The sequence below is a fragment of the Pseudomonas fluorescens group sp. genome, from assembly GCF_020093335.1.
Taxonomy (GTDB): Bacteria; Pseudomonadota; Gammaproteobacteria; order Pseudomonadales; family Pseudomonadaceae; genus Aquipseudomonas; species Aquipseudomonas petroselini.
Window position 1 is genome coordinate 45812 of sequence record NZ_JAIOKW010000032.1, and the last position, 15944, is coordinate 61755.

Here is a 15944-nt window from a genome sequence, read left to right on the forward strand (position 1 = left end):
TTGGGCAATAAAAAAGGTGCGAGCCTCGCGGATCGCACCTTTTTTGTGCAGGCGGCTATCAGCTGCCGAGTGCCTTGGACGCCAACCAGAACAACCCGGCCGATAGGGCCACGGTGGCTGGCAGGGTCAGCACCCAGGCCATCAGGATGGTTTTAACGGTGCCGCCTTGCAGGCCGCTTTTATTGGCGACCATGGTACCGGCCACACCCGACGACAGCACGTGGGTGGTGGACACCGGCAGTGCGAAGATATTGGCAAAGCCAATCATGGTCGCAGTGGTGATCTGCGCCGACATGCCTTGGGCATAGGTCATGCCCTGCTTGCCGATCTTCTCGCCGATGGTCAGTACCACACGCTTCCAGCCCACCATGGTGCCCAGGCCCAAGGCCAGTGCGACGGCGAGGATTACCCAGAACGGTGCGTATTCGGTGGTGGCGGTCAGGTCTTTGCGCAACTTGTCGAGGTCGGACTTCTCACGTGCCGGCAGGCCTGGCAATTTGCCGACTTTCTTAGCGGTGTCGTCCAGGCAGAGCAGGTAGCGGCGTACTTCGATACGGTGATCGGCCGTCAGCGAATGGTAGTCGGAGACACCTTTCAACGTACCCAGCAACGCATTGATGGTCGGCTCGGTCTGTTGCGGGTTGCAACGGAACTTGCCCGGCAGGTCGTCCTTCACGCTTTTGCCCAAGGCCAGGAATTCACCCAGGGTCTCATGGTTGCGCTGGTAGAACTGGTTCAGGTGCAAGGTGGCGTCGCGGGTACGCTCGATCTGGTAGGTGGTGCTGCCCAGGTCGAGTACGAACTGCGCCGGCACGATACCGATCAGCACGAGCATGATCAGGCCGATGCCTTTCTGACCGTCGTTGGAGCCGTGCACGAAACTCACGGCCATGGCGGAAATCACCAGGACCAGGCGGTTCCAGAACGGCGGATGCTTCTTGTCATCAAGCTTGCGGCGCTGGTCCGGGGTCTTGTGCATCTTGGACAGCGGACGCCACCACTTCAGACCGAGCAGCACCAGGGCTGCGACCAGGAAGCCGGCCATCGGCGAGAACACCAGCGATGCGCCGATATCCACCGCTTTCTGCCAGTTCACACCGTCAGCCAGGGGGATGTCGTTGATCAGGGCGTTGGCCAGGCCGACACCGAGGATCGAGCCGATCAGGGTGTGGGAACTGGAGGCTGGGATGCCGAAGTACCAGGTGCCCAGGTTCCAGGTGATCGCTGCAGCCAATAAAGAGAAGACCATCGCCAAGCCATGGCCGGTGTTCACATTGATCAGCAACTCCACCGGCAGCAAATGCACGATGGCGTAGGCGACACCGACACCACCGAGCAATACGCCGAGGAAGTTGAACACCCCGGAGAAGAACACGGCCAGGTGCGGCGGCATGGCTTTGGTATAGATGACTGTGGCCACCGCGTTAGCGGTGTCATGAAAGCCATTGATGAACTCGAAGGCGAGGACAAAGGCCAGGGCGAGCAGCAGGCTCACGAGAACCCAAGCATCCAGTCCGCTGAATAAATCGATCATGAAGGTTTTCTGACCCGGTCGTAAGGGGGCGCGATTATGCCAGAAAACCTCAGTAATCGATGCACTAGCTGCTCATCGGTAAGTATCTTCCCTGAAAAAAACCTCGGGAAAGGGGTGCATCCCAGGGTTTTCGGGGCTTTGGCAAGTCTTTGATTTATAAAGCCGAGGGGCCGCAGGGCGGGTGATTGTCACAAAATCGTCACGCCAGAAACATTTGTATGAAATTTTACTGTTAGTGGTGGGATGCAGGCTTGCTGACTGCTAGCTATGTGCCAGCAGTCAAGGCCAGAACCTTGAGGGTCAAACCGAATCGCTTATGGCTCTTCGGATTTGAGTTCCTGTTCAATCTTTTGGATTTCCTGGGCAAATGCCTGGTCGAGCAGGCTGGCTCGTTTGCGCCATGGTTTGCGTTCAGGTTCAGGCTGGGCGGCGTAGGTGGTGACTTCCCCGCCGTAAACGTCCTTGTAACGTTGCTCCTGGCGCTCAAGTTCCGCGCGCAGTTCATCTTTCGTCACATCGTTACCTAATTGAGTTGAGTGTAAATACGTTGCAGCGTTATGCCGGAATGCGCCCTCGGGGTGTTTCAAGTTGACCCGTGGAAACGTTCAACTTTGGACCCTGCAGGGGCGGCACTTGTTTAGTGCAGACATTCGAGACAGATAGTTGCGACCGATAATGCACGGCCTGTGCATCATCTAGTGGGCGCCGGTTCCGATACTGTAAACCGGGCGAACCTGCGCATAGAGTGCATTATAGCGATGCATTTGAATAACACTATCGGCATAAAGTTAAAAACCGTCAACTTTGTGTGAGCGTTTTGTTACACGGATGCGCCGGTAATTGCGCAAATTCTGGCGTCATAAATTCCACCTAATTTCAGGCATTATGTTAGCCGCTCTTTTAATGTCACTGCAGCCCTGCAGCCTGGTATGGCTGGGTGCCAGAAAATTGCGATAATCGAATGATCGTCCGATAATCGCACAATGTTATCGGCACTGTCTTGTGCAGGCCGGCTGACGCGGCTTGTAATAGCCATCTAACCTCCCCAGCGGTCGACAATAAGAGAAAGGATCCCGACATGAACGATCAATTGCGCAACTCTTTCGCGTCAGCGGCGCCGCCGATCGTTGCCTCTCCGGCCAAGCGTATCCAAGCGTTTACCGGTGATCCGGACTTCATGACCTCCCTGGCCCGTGGCCTGGCCGTGGTGCAGGCGTTCCAGGAACGCAAGCGCCACCTCACCATCGCCCAGATCAGCCACCGAACGGAAATCCCCCGCGCCGCCGTGCGCCGTTGCCTGCACACCTTGATCAAGCTCGGTTACGCCACCACCGACGGGCGGACCTATTCGCTATTGCCCAAAGTCCTGACCCTGGGCCATGCCTACCTGTCGTCCACACCGCTGGCGGTGTCGGCCCAGCCCTACCTGGATCGCATGAGCGAGCAGCTCCACGAAGCCTGCAACATGGCGACACTCGAAGGTGACGACATCCTCTATATCGCCCGTTCGGCCACCACCCAGCGCCTGATTTCCGTGGACCTGTCGGTGGGAGGGCGGCTGCCGGCCTATTGCACCTCCATGGGCCGCATTTTGCTCGCGGCGTTGGACGATGCCTCGCTGCAGGACTACCTCGACCACGCCGACCTGCAAACCAAGACCAGCCGTACCCTCACGACGCCTGAGGCGCTGTTCGAATGCCTGCAACAAGTGCGTCAACAGGGCTGGTGCATCGTCGACCAGGAACTGGAGCAGGGCCTGCGTTCCATTGCGGTGCCGGTCTACGACGCGTCGGGCCAGGTGTTGGCCGCGCTGAACGTCAGCACCCATGCCGGGCGTGTCAGCCGCAGTGAGCTGGAACAGCGCTTCCTGCCGAGCATGCTCAGTGCCAGCCGCGAGTTGAGTGCGCAGCTGTTTGCCTAAGCTGTTCGGTGACCGCACAGAACCCGGGTTGATGAATTGACGGTGTTTCCCCTGGCTTATTAATGTGCGGCAGCGCTCGAAGGGGCGCCGAATAATAACGACGGCCCCAGGTCGTCAGCCCGCCATCGGTGTGGAAATAAAAATAATGAATCAGCCCTCTGTCGGTACTCCGTTGGACGTCCAGTCCTTCATCAATACCCAGCCTCTGTCACGTTATCAGTGGCGCGTGGTGATCCTGTGTTTCCTGATTGTTTTCCTTGATGGCCTCGACACCGCCGCCATGGGCTTTATCGCGCCTGCATTGTCCCAGGACTGGGGCATCGACCGCGCCAGCCTCGGCCCGGTGATGAGCGCCGCATTGATCGGCATGGTGTTCGGCGCGCTGGGCTCCGGCCCGCTGGCGGATCGTTTCGGGCGCAAGGTGGTGCTGGTAGGGGCGGTGCTGGTGTTTGGCGCTTTCAGCCTGGCTTCGGCCTACAGCAGCAACGTCGATCAGTTGCTGGTGCTGCGCTTTCTCACCGGGCTGGGTCTGGGCGCCGGCATGCCGAATGCCACGACCCTGCTGTCCGAATACACCCCGGAACGTCACAAGTCGTTGCTGGTGACCAGCATGTTCTGCGGCTTCAACCTGGGCATGGCCGGCGGCGGGTTCATCTCGGCCAAGCTGATCCCGGCGTTCGGCTGGCACAGCCTGCTGCTGATCGGCGGCGTCCTGCCATTGATCCTGGCGTTGGTGTTGCTGGTGTGGCTGCCCGAATCGGCGCGTTACCTGGTGGTGCGCAATCGGGGGACCGACAAGGTGCGCAAAACCCTGTCACCCATCGAGCCCTCCATCGTCGCCCAGGCCACCCATTTCAGCGTGCCCGAGCAGAAAACCGTCAAGGCCCGTAACGTATTCGCGGTGATCTTTTCCGGTACCTACAGTGCCGGCACCTTGCTGTTGTGGCTGACCTACTTCATGGGCCTGGTGATCGTTTACCTGCTCACCAGCTGGCTGCCGACCCTGATGCGCGACAGCGGCGCCAGCATGGAGCAGGCGGCATTTATCGGCGCATTGTTCCAGTTCGGTGGTGTGTTGAGTGCAGTGGGTGTGGGGTGGGCGATGGACCGATTCAACCCGCACAAGGTCATCGGCACGTTCTACCTGTTGGCCGGGGTGTTTGCCTATGCGGTGGGGCAGAGCCTGGGCAATATCACCTTGCTTGCCACCCTGGTGCTGATCGCCGGCATGTGTGTCAACGGTGCGCAATCGGCGATGCCGTCCCTGGCCGCACGCTTCTACCCGACCCAAGGCCGCGCCACCGGCGTGTCGTGGATGCTCGGCATCGGTCGCTTCGGCGCGATCCTGGGGGCATGGATGGGCGCGACCTTGCTGGGACTGGGCTGGAACTTCGAGCAGGTGCTCACGGCGTTGGTGATTCCCGCCGCGTTGGCCACGGCCGCTGTCGTGATCAAAGGCATGGTCAGCCACGCTGACGCTACCTGACGGTGGCCGCTTCGCTTGTGGGCGCTGGCTTGCCTGCGATGCAGACGACTCGGTATGCCAGTGACACTGCGGCGATGCCATCGCAGGCAAGCCAGCTCCCACATTGACCGTGTTCCTCCAGACTATTAGCTAAGCAACAATTCGTTCGATAATCGAACGCTGAGTCGATTATCGGATTGTTTGGCCCGTTTCCCCGGCTTAATCTTCAAGCACTTCGGCGCCACCTCAGCGCCTTTTTCGATCCACACCGGGAGCCCGAACCCCATGGCTGAAATCCTCGCGCTGCGTGACGCGGTGAAGCAATTTGTGAACGACGGCGATACCGTCGCTCTGGAAGGCTTTACCCATCTGATCCCTACGGCAGCGGGTCATGAAATCATTCGTCAGGGCAAGAAAGACCTGACGCTGGTGCGTATGACGCCTGACCTGATCTACGACCAGTTGATCGGTGCCGGCTGCGCCCGCAAGCTGATTTTCTCCTGGGGCGGCAACCCGGGTGTGGGCTCCCTGCATCGCCTGCGCGACGCGGTCGAGAAGCAATGGCCGCAACCGTTGGAAATTGAAGAGCACAGCCATGCCGACCTGGCCAATGCCTACGTCGCGGGTGCCTCGGGCCTGCCGTTCGCGGTACTGCGCGCCTACGCCGGTTCCGACCTGCCCAAGGTCAACCCGCTGATCAAGACCGTGACCTGCCCGTTCACCGGTGAAGTGCTGGCGGCGGTGCCGTCGGTGCGTCCGGACGTCACCGTGATCCACGCACAAAAGGCCGACCGCAAAGGTAACGTGTTGCTCTGGGGCATCCTCGGCGTACAGAAGGAGGCGGCCCTGGCGGCCAAGCGCTGCATCGTCACCGTCGAAGAAATCGTCGATGACCTCAATGCACCGATGAACAGCTGCGTGCTGCCGACCTGGGCCCTGACAGCGGTGTGCCATGTACCGGGTGGCGCGCATCCGTCCTACGCCCACGGCTATAACGAACGCGACAATCGCTTCTACCAAGCGTGGGACCCGATCGCCCGCGACCGTGGGACCTTCACCGCGTGGATCAATGAATACATCCACGGCACTGCCGACTTCACCGAATTCCAGGCCAAGCTGGCCACCGCGCAGGAGGCCAAGTGATGGCTTACTCGACCAATGAAATGATGACCGTCGCCGCCGCGCGCCGCCTCAAGAACGGCTCCGTCTGCTTCGTCGGCATCGGCCTGCCGTCCAAGGCGGCCAACCTGGCGCGCCTGACCTCGTCGCCGGATGTGGTACTGATCTATGAGTCCGGCCCGATTGGCGCCAAGCCCTCGGTGCTGCCGCTGTCCATCGGCGATGGCGAGCTGGCGGAAACCGCGGACACCGTAGTGCCCACTGGTGAGATCTTTCGCTACTGGCTGCAGGGTGGACGCATTGACGTCGGCTTTCTTGGCGCGGCCCAGGTCGATCGTTTCGGCAACATCAACACCACAGTGGTCGGTGACTATCACCAACCCAAAGTGCGCCTGCCGGGTGCTGGCGGTGCGCCGGAGATCGCCGGTTCGGCCAAGAGCGTGCTGATCATCCTCAAGCAGTCGTCGCGTTCGTTTGTCGACAAACTGGACTTCATCACCTCGGTCGGCCACGGCGAAGGCGGCGACTCGCGTAAACGCCTGGGTCTGCCGGGCGCCGGGCCTGTAGGGATTATTACCGACCTGTGCATCATGGAGCCGGAAGCGGGCACCCATGAGTTCGTGGTCACCGCGCTGCACCCTGGCGTCACCCGTGAGCAAGTGGTGGCTGCCACCGGTTGGGCCATTCGTTTTGCCGATCAGGTCGACACCACCGCCGAACCGACGGATGTTGAGCTGACTGCGCTGCGTGACCTTGAAGCACGCACCGCGGCCGCCCATGGCCAAGCACCGGGAGAAGCCTGATGCGCGATGTCTTTATCTGTGATGCCATTCGTACCCCCATCGGCCGTTTCGGGGGTGGGCTGTCCAGCGTGCGGGCCGATGACTTGGCCGCGCTGCCGATCAAGGCACTGATCGAACGCAACCCGTCGGTGGACTGGAATGCGGTCGATGAAGTGTTCCTCGGCTGCGCCAACCAGGCCGGTGAAGACAACCGCAACGTGGCGCGCATGGCGCTGTTGCTGGCGGGCCTGCCGGACAGCGTTCCGGGCGTGACCCTCAACCGCTTATGCGCCTCGGGTATGGACGCGATCGGCACGGCTTTCCGGGCGATTGCCAGCGGCGAAATGGAACTGGCGATTGCCGGTGGCGTCGAGTCGATGTCCCGTGCGCCCTTCGTCATGGGCAAGGCCGATGCGGCGTTCTCGCGCAACATGAAGCTGGAAGACACCACCATCGGCTGGCGTTTTATCAACCCCTTGATGAAAGAGCAGTACGGCGTGGATGCGATGCCGCAGACCGCTGACAACGTCGCCGACGATTACAAGGTGTCCCGCGCCGACCAGGACGCCTTTGCCCTGCGCAGCCAGCAACGCACCGCTGCGGCCCAGGCCGCCGGCTTTTTCGCCGAAGAAATCGTACCGGTGCGGGTCGCCCATAAAAAAGGCGAAACCGTGGTGGAGCACGATGAGCACCCACGGGACACCACCCTGGAAGCCTTGGCCAAACTCAAACCGGTCAATGGCCCGGACAAGACCGTCACCGCTGGCAACGCTTCGGGTGTGAATGACGGTGCGGCAGCGCTGATCCTGGCCTCCGCCGAGGCCGTCAAGAAACACGGGCTGACCGCACGCGCCCGCGTATTGGGCATGGCCAGCGCCGGTGTTGCACCGCGTGTGATGGGCATCGGTCCGGTGCCCGCGGTGCGCAAACTGGTGGAGCGTCTGGGCCTGGCGGTCACTGATTTTGACGTCATCGAACTGAACGAAGCCTTCGCCAGCCAAGGCTTGGCGGTGCTGCGCGAACTGGGCATCGCCGACGACGCTCCCCAGGTCAACCCGAACGGCGGCGCCATCGCCCTCGGCCACCCGCTGGGCATGAGCGGCGCGCGGCTGGTGCTGACGGCCCTGCATCAACTTGAGAAAACCGGCGGCCGTAAAGGCCTGGCGACCATGTGCGTGGGGGTAGGCCAAGGCCTGGCCCTGGCGATTGAACGCATCTAATAAGAGAGGATTGCTCCATGAGTGACAAGCCCGGATACCGGCGCCCGCAAGCGGGCACTCAACCGGATTACCTGCACCCGGCCTACCAGTCGACGAACCTGCGTTCGCCGTCCAAACCGTTGGTGTTCCTGCCCCATTCCTTGTCGGAAATCACCGGCCCGACCATCGGCGCCGAACGTGTCGACCCGAAGGACAACGACCTCACCGCCCAGCATGAAGGCGAGCCTCAGGGCGAGCGCATCATCATTCATGGCCGTGTGCTCGATGAAAACGGCCTGCCGGTGCCTGGCATCCTCGTGGAAATTTGGCAGGCCAACGCCGCCGGCCGCTACAACCACAAGCGCGACCTGCACGACGCGCCACTGGACCCGAACTTCACCGGCACCGGCCGCACCGTCACCGACGCCGAGGGCTGGTACCAGTTCCAGACCATCAAGCCCGGCGCCTACCCGTGGGGCAACCACCACAATGCGTGGCGCCCGGCGCATATCCACTTTTCGCTGTTCGGCCCGAGCGTGCTGACGCGGTTGGTGACGCAGATGTACTTCCCCGGCGACCCGCTGCTGGAATACGACCCGATCTACAACTGCGTACCCGATACCCGCGCCAAGGAACGCTTGATCGCCCGTTTCGACCTGGAAAAAACCATTCCTTCCTATGCGCTCGGCTACCGCTGGGACATCGTCCTGCGCGGCCGCGACGCCACGCCGATGGAGAAATGAGATGACACTCAACGCGACCACGTCCCACACCGTCGGGCCGTATTACCACATCGGCCTGACTTGGCTGAACCGTGAAGACCTGACCGTCGCCGCCACCCTCGGCGAGCGCGTGGCGATCAGCGGGCAAGTGGTGGATGGCAACGGCGATGTCGTCAACGACGCCATGCTCGAAGTCTGGCAGGCCAACGCCGCCGGCAAGTACGACCATCCGGAAGACGACCAGGACAAAGCGCTGGACCCCAATTTCGAAGGTTTCGGACGGGTGCCGGTGGACGCCGAAGGGCGGTTTCGCTTTACCACCATCAAGCCGGGTGCCGTGCCGGGCCTGAAGGGCACCACCCAGGCGCCGCACTTGGTGGTGCTGGTGTTCGCCCGTGGGTTGGTGAAGCACCTGCTGACGCGGATTTATTTCGAGGGCGAGGCCTTGAATGGCGATGACCCGTTGCTGGCGTGTGTGCCTGCAGAGCGGCGGGGTACTTTGATTGCCAAGACGGATGCGGACGGTGTGCATCAGTGGAATGTGATTTTGCAAGGGACAGACAAGGAAACGGTGTTCTTCGATTACTGAGTCGTTTGTCAGGGCCCCAACGGGGGCAAGCCCCCTCCCACATTTGATAGGCGGTGTGGGAGGGGCTTGCCCCCGATGGGGTCGGTTCAGGCACTACCTACCCAAAAGTCTGCTTGCGGAACGAGGTTATTGCAAAGTATGTCTAGGCTATAACCGTTCCCACTGAGTGAAAACACATGACAACAACGACCAGTCACTACACCGGAGAAGAACGCAGCAAACGGATTTTTGCGATTGTCGGGGCTTCTTCCGGCAACCTCGTCGAATGGTTCGACTTCTACGTCTACGCCTTCTGCGCCATTTACTTTGCCCCGGCGTTCTTCCCGTCGGATGACCCTACGGTGCAACTGCTCAACACCGCCGGCGTGTTCGCCGCCGGATTCCTGATGCGCCCCATCGGCGGCTGGCTGTTTGGCCGTGTGGCCGACAAGCACGGGCGAAAGAACTCCATGATGATCTCGGTGCTGATGATGTGCGCCGGTTCCCTGGTCATCGCCTTCCTGCCCACCTACAAAGACATTGGCGCCTGGGCCCCGGCATTGCTGCTGGTGGCGCGGTTGTTCCAGGGTTTGTCGGTAGGGGGCGAATACGGCACCACCGCGACCTACATGAGCGAAGTCGCGCTCAAGGGCCAGCGTGGTTTCTTCGCGTCGTTCCAGTACGTGACGCTGATCGGCGGGCAACTGTTGGCGGTGCTGGTGGTGGTGATCCTGCAACAGATCCTCACCGAAGAAGAATTGCGCGCCTGGGGCTGGCGGATCCCGTTCGTGATCGGCGCGATTGCGGCGGTGATCTCCCTGCTGCTGCGTCGCACCTTGAAGGAAACCACCAGCAAGGAAATGCGCCAGGACAAGGATGCCGGCAGCATTGCCGCGCTGTTCCGCAACCATAAGGCCGCGTTCATCACCGTGCTCGGCTACACCGCCGGCGGCTCGCTGATTTTCTACACCTTCACCACTTACATGCAGAAGTACCTGGTGAACACCGCCGGGATGCACGCCAAGACCGCCAGCTACATCATGACCGGCGCGCTGTTTGTGTACATGTGCATGCAGCCGTTGTTCGGCATGCTCTCGGACAAGATCGGCCGCCGTAACTCGATGCTCTGGTTCGGCGCTCTCGGCACCCTGTGCACCGTACCGATCCTGCTGACCCTGAAAACCGTGACCAGCCCGTTCCTGGCCTTTGTGTTGATCTCCCTGGCCCTGGCCATCGTGAGTTTCTACACCTCGATCAGCGGCCTGGTGAAAGCGGAAATGTTCCCGCCTCATGTACGCGCCCTGGGCGTGGGCCTGGCGTACGCGGTGGCCAACGCGATCTTCGGCGGTTCGGCGGAATACGTGGCCTTGGGCCTCAAGTCCATGGGCATGGAAAACACCTTTTATTGGTACGTCACCGGCATGATGGCGGTGGCCTTCCTGTTCAGCTTGCGTCTGCCGAAACAGGCGGAGTACTTGCACCACGATCTGTAAGGGATGAGCTATGACACTGCGCACGAGCAATCAATTGTTCGACGCTTACTTCACGGCAGGCAGCATGGCCGAGGTGTTCTGCGACCAGGGCCGCTTGCAGGGCATGCTGGATTTTGAAGCCGGGTTGGCCCGGGCCCAGGCCCAGGTCGGGTTGATTCCCCAGGCCGCCGTCGCACCGATTGCCCAGGCGTGCCTGGCCTCGTTGTATGACGTGGATGCCCTCGGCGTGGCGATTGCCACGGCGGGCAATTCGGCGATTCCACTGGTGAAGGCGCTGGGCAAGTTGATTGCCAGTGAAGATGCCGGGGCCGAACGCTATGTGCACCTGGGCGCCACCAGCCAGGATGTGATGGACACCGGCCTGGTACTGCAACTGCGGCGAGCGGTGGCGCTGATCGAAGCGGACCTGGCGCACCTGGGCGACATTCTTGCCGCCCAGGCCCAGCGTTATGCGGGTGTGCCGTTGGCTGGGCGTACCTGGCTGCAACATGCGACGCCGGTCACCCTGGGGATGAAAATCGCCGGGTGGCTGGGGGCGGTAACCCGCAGTCGCCAGCGTCTGGCAGAGCTGAAACCGCGCCTGCTGGTGCTGCAATTCGGCGGTGCCTCCGGCACCCTGGCAGCGCTGGGCGAGCAGGCCATGCCGGTGGCTGAGGCGCTGGCAGCGGAGTTGCAACTGAACCTGCCCGAGCAACCCTGGCACACCCAGCGCGATCGCCTGGTGGAGTTCGCCAGCGTGCTCGGTTTGATCGCGGGCAGCCTGGGCAAGTTGGGGCGCGATATCAGCCTGTTGATGCAGACCGAAGCGGCAGAGGTCTTCGAACCTTCGGCGCCGGGCAAGGGCGGCTCGTCCACCATGCCGCACAAACGTAACCCGGTGGGCGCGGCGGTGCTGATCAGCACCGCCACCCGTGTGCCGGGCCTGGTATCGACGATGTTCAGTGCCATGCCCCAGGAGCACGAGCGCAGCCTGGGCCTGTGGCATGCCGAATGGGAAACCCTGCCGGAGATTTGCCGCTTGGTGTCCGGTGCGTTGCAACAGGCCTTGCTGGTGAGCGAAGGCTTGGAAGTCGACCCGCAACGCATGGCGCAAAACCTCGACCTGACCCAAGGGCTGGTGCTGGCCGAAGCTGTCAGCATCGTGCTCGCTCAACGGCTGGGGCGCGAAACGGCGCACCATCTGCTGGAGCAATGTTGCAAACGCGCCGTCGCCGATGGGCGCCATTTGCGCGCGGTGCTGGCAGATGAACCGCAGGTCACCGCCGAGCTGTCGGCGGCCGAACTGGACCGCCTGCTCGACCCGGCCCACTACTTGGGACAGGCGCACACCTGGGTGACCCGCGCTGTGACCGAACATTTTGCATTGACCGCCTAAGGAGGCCGCTGTGGCATTTGTACAACTCGCCGAGGGCGAACTGCATTACCAATTGGATGGGCCCGTGGATGCGCCAGTGCTGGTGCTGTCCAACTCGTTGGGCACCGACCTGCATATGTGGGACATCCAGATCCCGGCCTTCATCAAGCATTTTCGTGTGTTGCGTTTTGACACCCGTGGCCATGGCAAATCCCTGGTCACGGCGGGGCCCTACAGCATCGAGCAACTGGGGCACGATGTGCTCGCGCTGCTGGATGCGCTGGCTATTCAGCGCGCGCATTTCTGCGGCCTTTCCATGGGCGGCCTGATCGGCCAATGGCTGGGCATCAACGCCGGCGAGCGTCTGCAGCGCCTGGTGGTGTGCAACACCGCCGCCAAGATCGGTACGCCGGAGGTGTGGAACCTGCGCATCGAAACGGTGCTGCGTGATGGCGCGGCGGCGATGGTCGCGCTGCGCGATGCATCGATTGCACGCTGGTTCACCGCCGATTTCGCGGCGGCCAACCCGCACCAGGCCAAGCAGATTACCGACATGCTCGCGGCGACGTCGCCCGAAGGTTATGCCGCCAATTGCGCAGCGGTGCGCGATGCGGATTACTGTGATCAATTGGCCCGGATCAAAGTACCGACCCTGGTGGTCGCCGGCACCGAAGATGCGGTCACCCCGCCTGCTGGCAGCCACTTTATCCAGAACCATGTGCAGGGCGCCGAATACGCCGAGTTTTATGCGGCGCACCTGTCGAATGTGCAGGTCGGCGCGGCGTTCAGTGACCGTGTGCTGGCATTTTTGCTGGCGCACTAAACCTGTGGCGAGGGCGCTCACCACCAGTAATCGATTTGAATACGGAGAGTTTTTTTTGGACGAAAAACAACGTTATGCCGAAGGCCTGCAGGTGCGCCGCGAAGTGCTGGGCGACGCCCATGTCGACCGCAGCCTCAACGCCCTGACCGAGTTCAACAGCGAGTTCCAGGAAATGATCACCCGCCACGCCTGGGGTGATATCTGGACCCGCCCCGGCCTGCCGCGGCACACCCGCAGCCTGATCACCATCGCCATGCTGATCGGCATGAACCGCAGCGAAGAACTCAAGCTGCACCTGCGCGCCGCCGCGAGCAATGGCGTGACCCGCGCCGAGATCAAGGAAGTGTTGATGCAAAGCGCGATCTACTGCGGGATTCCGGCGGCGAATGCGACGTTCCACCTGGCGGAGTCGGTGTGGGATGAGCTGGGCGTCGAGTCGCGCCAACCAGACTGAATTGAAGTGCAGTCAAAAACGTGGGAGCGGGCATCAGACGTCAGTGAGAATCGGCGTCCCACACCCAATTCCACACACCCGGCAGATGCACAGGCTCGCTGACATCCTTTACCGTCCTCGCCAGCGCCGCGTGCTGAAGCTGGGCAGTGTTGGTATAGAACGGTTCAACGGCGGTCTTCATGCCGTTGATCCGCGCGCTGTCCAGCAGGATCTGCAAATATTCCTGCATATGCCTGGCGGTGTAGCGGTTGATGTCGTGGAAGGTCACCACCACGGGTATCACCCCGTCCACCGTGGGCAACTCCCCCAGGGCGATGCGCTCGCGCACCACCGAGAGTTGCCGGTACACGTTGGCCCGGCGGCGGGGGCTGCCGTTGAAGCCCCAGATCTTGCCGTCATTGGCGCTCAAGTCCGTCAGCAACACCTGCATGCCATGACGCTGGTAAGCGGCGAAGGTACGGCGGTCGTAATTCCAGAACGGCGGTCGGACCAGTACGGGCGGTGAGCCCGTGATCGCGGCAATGTCGGCGGCGCCCTGGGTGAGGGTGCGTTCCAGCTCAGCGTTGCTCAGCCAGCGGTGGTTGGTATGAAACGCGGTGGCGGTGTGGAAAGCCAGGATGTGGCCGGCCGCATACTCGCGCTGCATGGTCTTGTGGCCCCGTGAACTGCCGCCGGAGCGTGAGGCTTCGGTCTGCAAAAAGAACACCGCCTTGATCCCCGGCAGCACAGGGTTTTGCGCCAGGTCAGCCACCACTGAGCGGCTCGGGTTGTTATAGCCCGAGGCGCTGGGGCCATCATCAAAGGTCAGCAGGAAACGAATGGGCGCCTGGTTTTGCAGGCGTTGTGCGGTCTGCGGGGTAAGGGCGATGGGCGCGCTTATGCAACCGCTGAGCAGAATCGACAGAATGACAATCAGGTATTTCATGGCGGCCTGGGTAAAAAGGTGGTCATCCGTGTCGCTAAGTTCCCTGTGCCGGGTAAAGGGCGCGTGCACGATACAGCATGATTGCGCCTGTCATCATCGGTAAATCCCGCCGTTGGTCTTAAGGCGGGGCGGGCCGCTGCGTGAGCCCGCTTTCAGGTGTCAGTAGCGTTGTCGCAATGGCGTGCCCATTTCGTGGTTAAGCGAGTTCTCAGTAAACGGCGCGGGGTTGGTTGAGGTGGGGGGCGTGGAGGGGTCGTTATCGAAGTCGAACGGCGGCGCATTGGTTGCCAGGCCCACGGCTTGCTGTTCCGAGTTGGGTGGGCCGGGAAGCTCAGGATGCGCTGCGGTCGGATCGCTCAGGCCCGGCAGGAATGTGCCATTGGCGCCGTTCCAGGCGTGCGCCATCTCATGGTAAAGGAGCAACAGCGGCAAGAGCAGGTCGCCGCCCTCGTAGATATGAGCTGGGTTGTAGGAAATCGTGGCTCTATTCGCGCGCGCGCCGGCTACCCCGTCCTTGATGAAACCGTACATTGGGGCATTTGGCTCATAGGTAAGCTGATGAGCGTCTTTCAATGTTTGCAGATCAGTGTTCCAGTAATCGTAATAATCGTTGCTCTCTGCGAATGGCACTATGTATACGGGGGCACCATTTTGCACCGCGGCCTTGTCCAAAGCCTCGAGCATTTTTTGCCCTTGGGGCGATGCGCGAAGCAGCGCCAGGTCGTCTTCGACTCGCTGAATGAAATCGGGTGCCCCGTCGATAACGAAGGCGAGTCGTCCCGCGTCGGAAGACTTCACGTAGGTGACAGTTGAACCTTGGGTGCCGATCAGACGATCCGTCTCTTGTGCATAGATACGTGCCTGAGTGGTGTTGGTCACGACTGTGTCGCGTCCCTCACCGGTGTAGAAGGTGGTGTGGGTGTAGCCAACCAACGTGTCGTCACCCTGGCCGCCATTGAGTACCGAATACCCATCGCCCGCGTAGAGCTTGTCGTCGCCCGTACCGCCATCGAGGTGGCTGTGTTTACTGTTCGGTCCGTGGCTTGCGTACAGGCGATCGTTGCCATTGTTGCCGTACATGACCGCGTGGCCAGGGCCTCCAATTATCGTGTCGTCGCCCTCATTGCCTTCTGCATAGCCTATGCCGCTGCCAAGGCGGATATGGTCATTGCCGCGCCCGCCATAGATGCTGGTGTTGCCGCCACCTGCCTGGATAACGTCATCGCCGTCTTCGGCTTCGATCTCCACGGGCACGGTGACAGTGGGGTCAATGGTAATACGGTCGTCACCCGCCCCGGTTTTGATGTGGAGAAAGGTCGGAACGTTTGAATGGCCGTCACCGGTATTGAAGGTGTAGTCGCGACCGTTCACTTGCGCGTACAGCTGGCCGTCAGGGCGTTGGCTGATATGGATCTGGTCCGATTTTTCGCCGGTTTCGAGGTACAAAATGTTAGCCAGCGTTTCTGGCCGTTCAGGGTTCTTGAGACCCTGGGTCAACAGCTGGCCGGCACGTAGGTTGCCGTCATCCACCAGCATTTTTCTTTGGGTTTGAGTACGGGGTGCGTCGGGGGGGTCAGAGGGGTGA

The 15944-nt window shown here is 61.5% G+C and carries 15 protein-coding genes; 11 read left to right on the top strand and 4 right to left on the bottom strand.

Going from position 1 to position 15944, the window contains the following annotated elements; genetic code table 11:
• Positions 1-58 precede the first annotated feature (58 nt).
• Both K7431_RS24200 and K7431_RS24205 read right to left on the bottom strand, forming a co-directional pair.
• The gene (locus K7431_RS24200) at positions 59-1534 is read right to left on the bottom strand and encodes an inorganic phosphate transporter (protein WP_012722665.1); all 1476 of its coding nucleotides are present in this window, start codon (positions 1532-1534) and stop codon (positions 59-61) included.
• Between the two features lie 314 nt (positions 1535-1848).
• Positions 1849-2049 carry a hypothetical protein gene (locus K7431_RS24205; protein ID WP_043204933.1) on the bottom strand — a complete coding sequence of 67 codons (201 nt, stop codon included), beginning with the start codon at positions 2047-2049 and terminating at the stop codon, positions 1849-1851.
• Between the two features lie 563 nt (positions 2050-2612).
• On the opposite strand from K7431_RS24205, the gene pcaR reads away from it, so the two are divergent.
• From pcaR to pcaC, 11 genes are all read left to right on the top strand, one after another.
• Positions 2613-3455, top strand: a complete 843-nt coding sequence (gene pcaR / locus K7431_RS24210) for a pca regulon transcriptional regulator PcaR (RefSeq protein ID WP_012722667.1) — start codon at positions 2613-2615, stop codon at positions 3453-3455.
• Between the two features lie 145 nt (positions 3456-3600).
• Positions 3601-4941 (top strand): MFS transporter, encoded by a 1341-nt coding sequence (locus tag K7431_RS24215; RefSeq protein WP_012722668.1) that lies wholly within the window; start codon positions 3601-3603, stop codon positions 4939-4941.
• Positions 4942-5205: 264 nt separating this feature from the next.
• Positions 5206-6063 (top strand): CoA transferase subunit A, encoded by an 858-nt coding sequence (locus K7431_RS24220; RefSeq protein WP_010212331.1) that lies wholly within the window; start codon positions 5206-5208, stop codon positions 6061-6063.
• Positions 6060-6842 (top strand): CoA-transferase subunit beta, encoded by a 783-nt coding sequence (locus K7431_RS24225; RefSeq protein WP_012722669.1) that lies wholly within the window; start codon positions 6060-6062, stop codon positions 6840-6842. Before K7431_RS24220 ends, K7431_RS24225 begins: the two co-directional genes overlap by 4 nt.
• A complete protein-coding gene (gene pcaF, locus K7431_RS24230) occupies positions 6839-8041 on the top strand; it encodes a 3-oxoadipyl-CoA thiolase (protein ID WP_173390398.1) in 1203 nt (400 codons plus the stop codon). Before K7431_RS24225 ends, pcaF begins: the two co-directional genes overlap by 4 nt.
• A 17-nt stretch (positions 8042-8058) precedes the next feature.
• The gene (pcaH, locus tag K7431_RS24235; protein WP_012722671.1) at positions 8059-8763 is read left to right on the top strand and encodes a protocatechuate 3,4-dioxygenase subunit beta; all 705 of its coding nucleotides are present in this window, start codon (positions 8059-8061) and stop codon (positions 8761-8763) included.
• A 1-nt stretch (position 8764) separates the two neighbouring features.
• Positions 8765-9331 (top strand): protocatechuate 3,4-dioxygenase subunit alpha, encoded by a 567-nt coding sequence (gene pcaG / locus K7431_RS24240; RefSeq protein WP_012722672.1) that lies wholly within the window; start codon positions 8765-8767, stop codon positions 9329-9331.
• A 176-nt stretch (positions 9332-9507) separates the two neighbouring features.
• Positions 9508-10803 (top strand): MFS family transporter, encoded by a 1296-nt coding sequence (locus K7431_RS24245; protein WP_012722673.1) that lies wholly within the window; start codon positions 9508-9510, stop codon positions 10801-10803.
• Between the two features lie 10 nt (positions 10804-10813).
• Complete coding sequence (locus K7431_RS24250; RefSeq protein ID WP_012722674.1) at positions 10814-12178, top strand: 3-carboxy-cis,cis-muconate cycloisomerase; 1365 nt, start codon at positions 10814-10816, stop codon at positions 12176-12178.
• 10 nt (positions 12179-12188) lie between these two features.
• Positions 12189-12980 carry a 3-oxoadipate enol-lactonase gene (pcaD, locus tag K7431_RS24255; protein WP_012722675.1) on the top strand — a complete coding sequence of 264 codons (792 nt, stop codon included), beginning with the start codon at positions 12189-12191 and terminating at the stop codon, positions 12978-12980.
• A 55-nt stretch (positions 12981-13035) separates the two neighbouring features.
• Complete coding sequence (gene pcaC, locus K7431_RS24260; protein WP_012722676.1) at positions 13036-13434, top strand: 4-carboxymuconolactone decarboxylase; 399 nt, start codon at positions 13036-13038, stop codon at positions 13432-13434.
• 40 nt (positions 13435-13474) lie between these two features.
• Here the strand turns inward: pcaC and K7431_RS24265 are convergent, their stop codons facing one another.
• Together K7431_RS24265 and K7431_RS24270 are read right to left on the bottom strand one after the other, a co-directional pair.
• Complete coding sequence (locus K7431_RS24265; protein WP_043204935.1) at positions 13475-14359, bottom strand: polysaccharide deacetylase family protein; 885 nt, start codon at positions 14357-14359, stop codon at positions 13475-13477.
• 159 nt (positions 14360-14518) lie between these two features.
• On the bottom strand, positions 14519-15944 hold a 1426-nt coding region (locus tag K7431_RS24270; protein WP_370636179.1), incomplete at its 5' end, for a M91 family zinc metallopeptidase.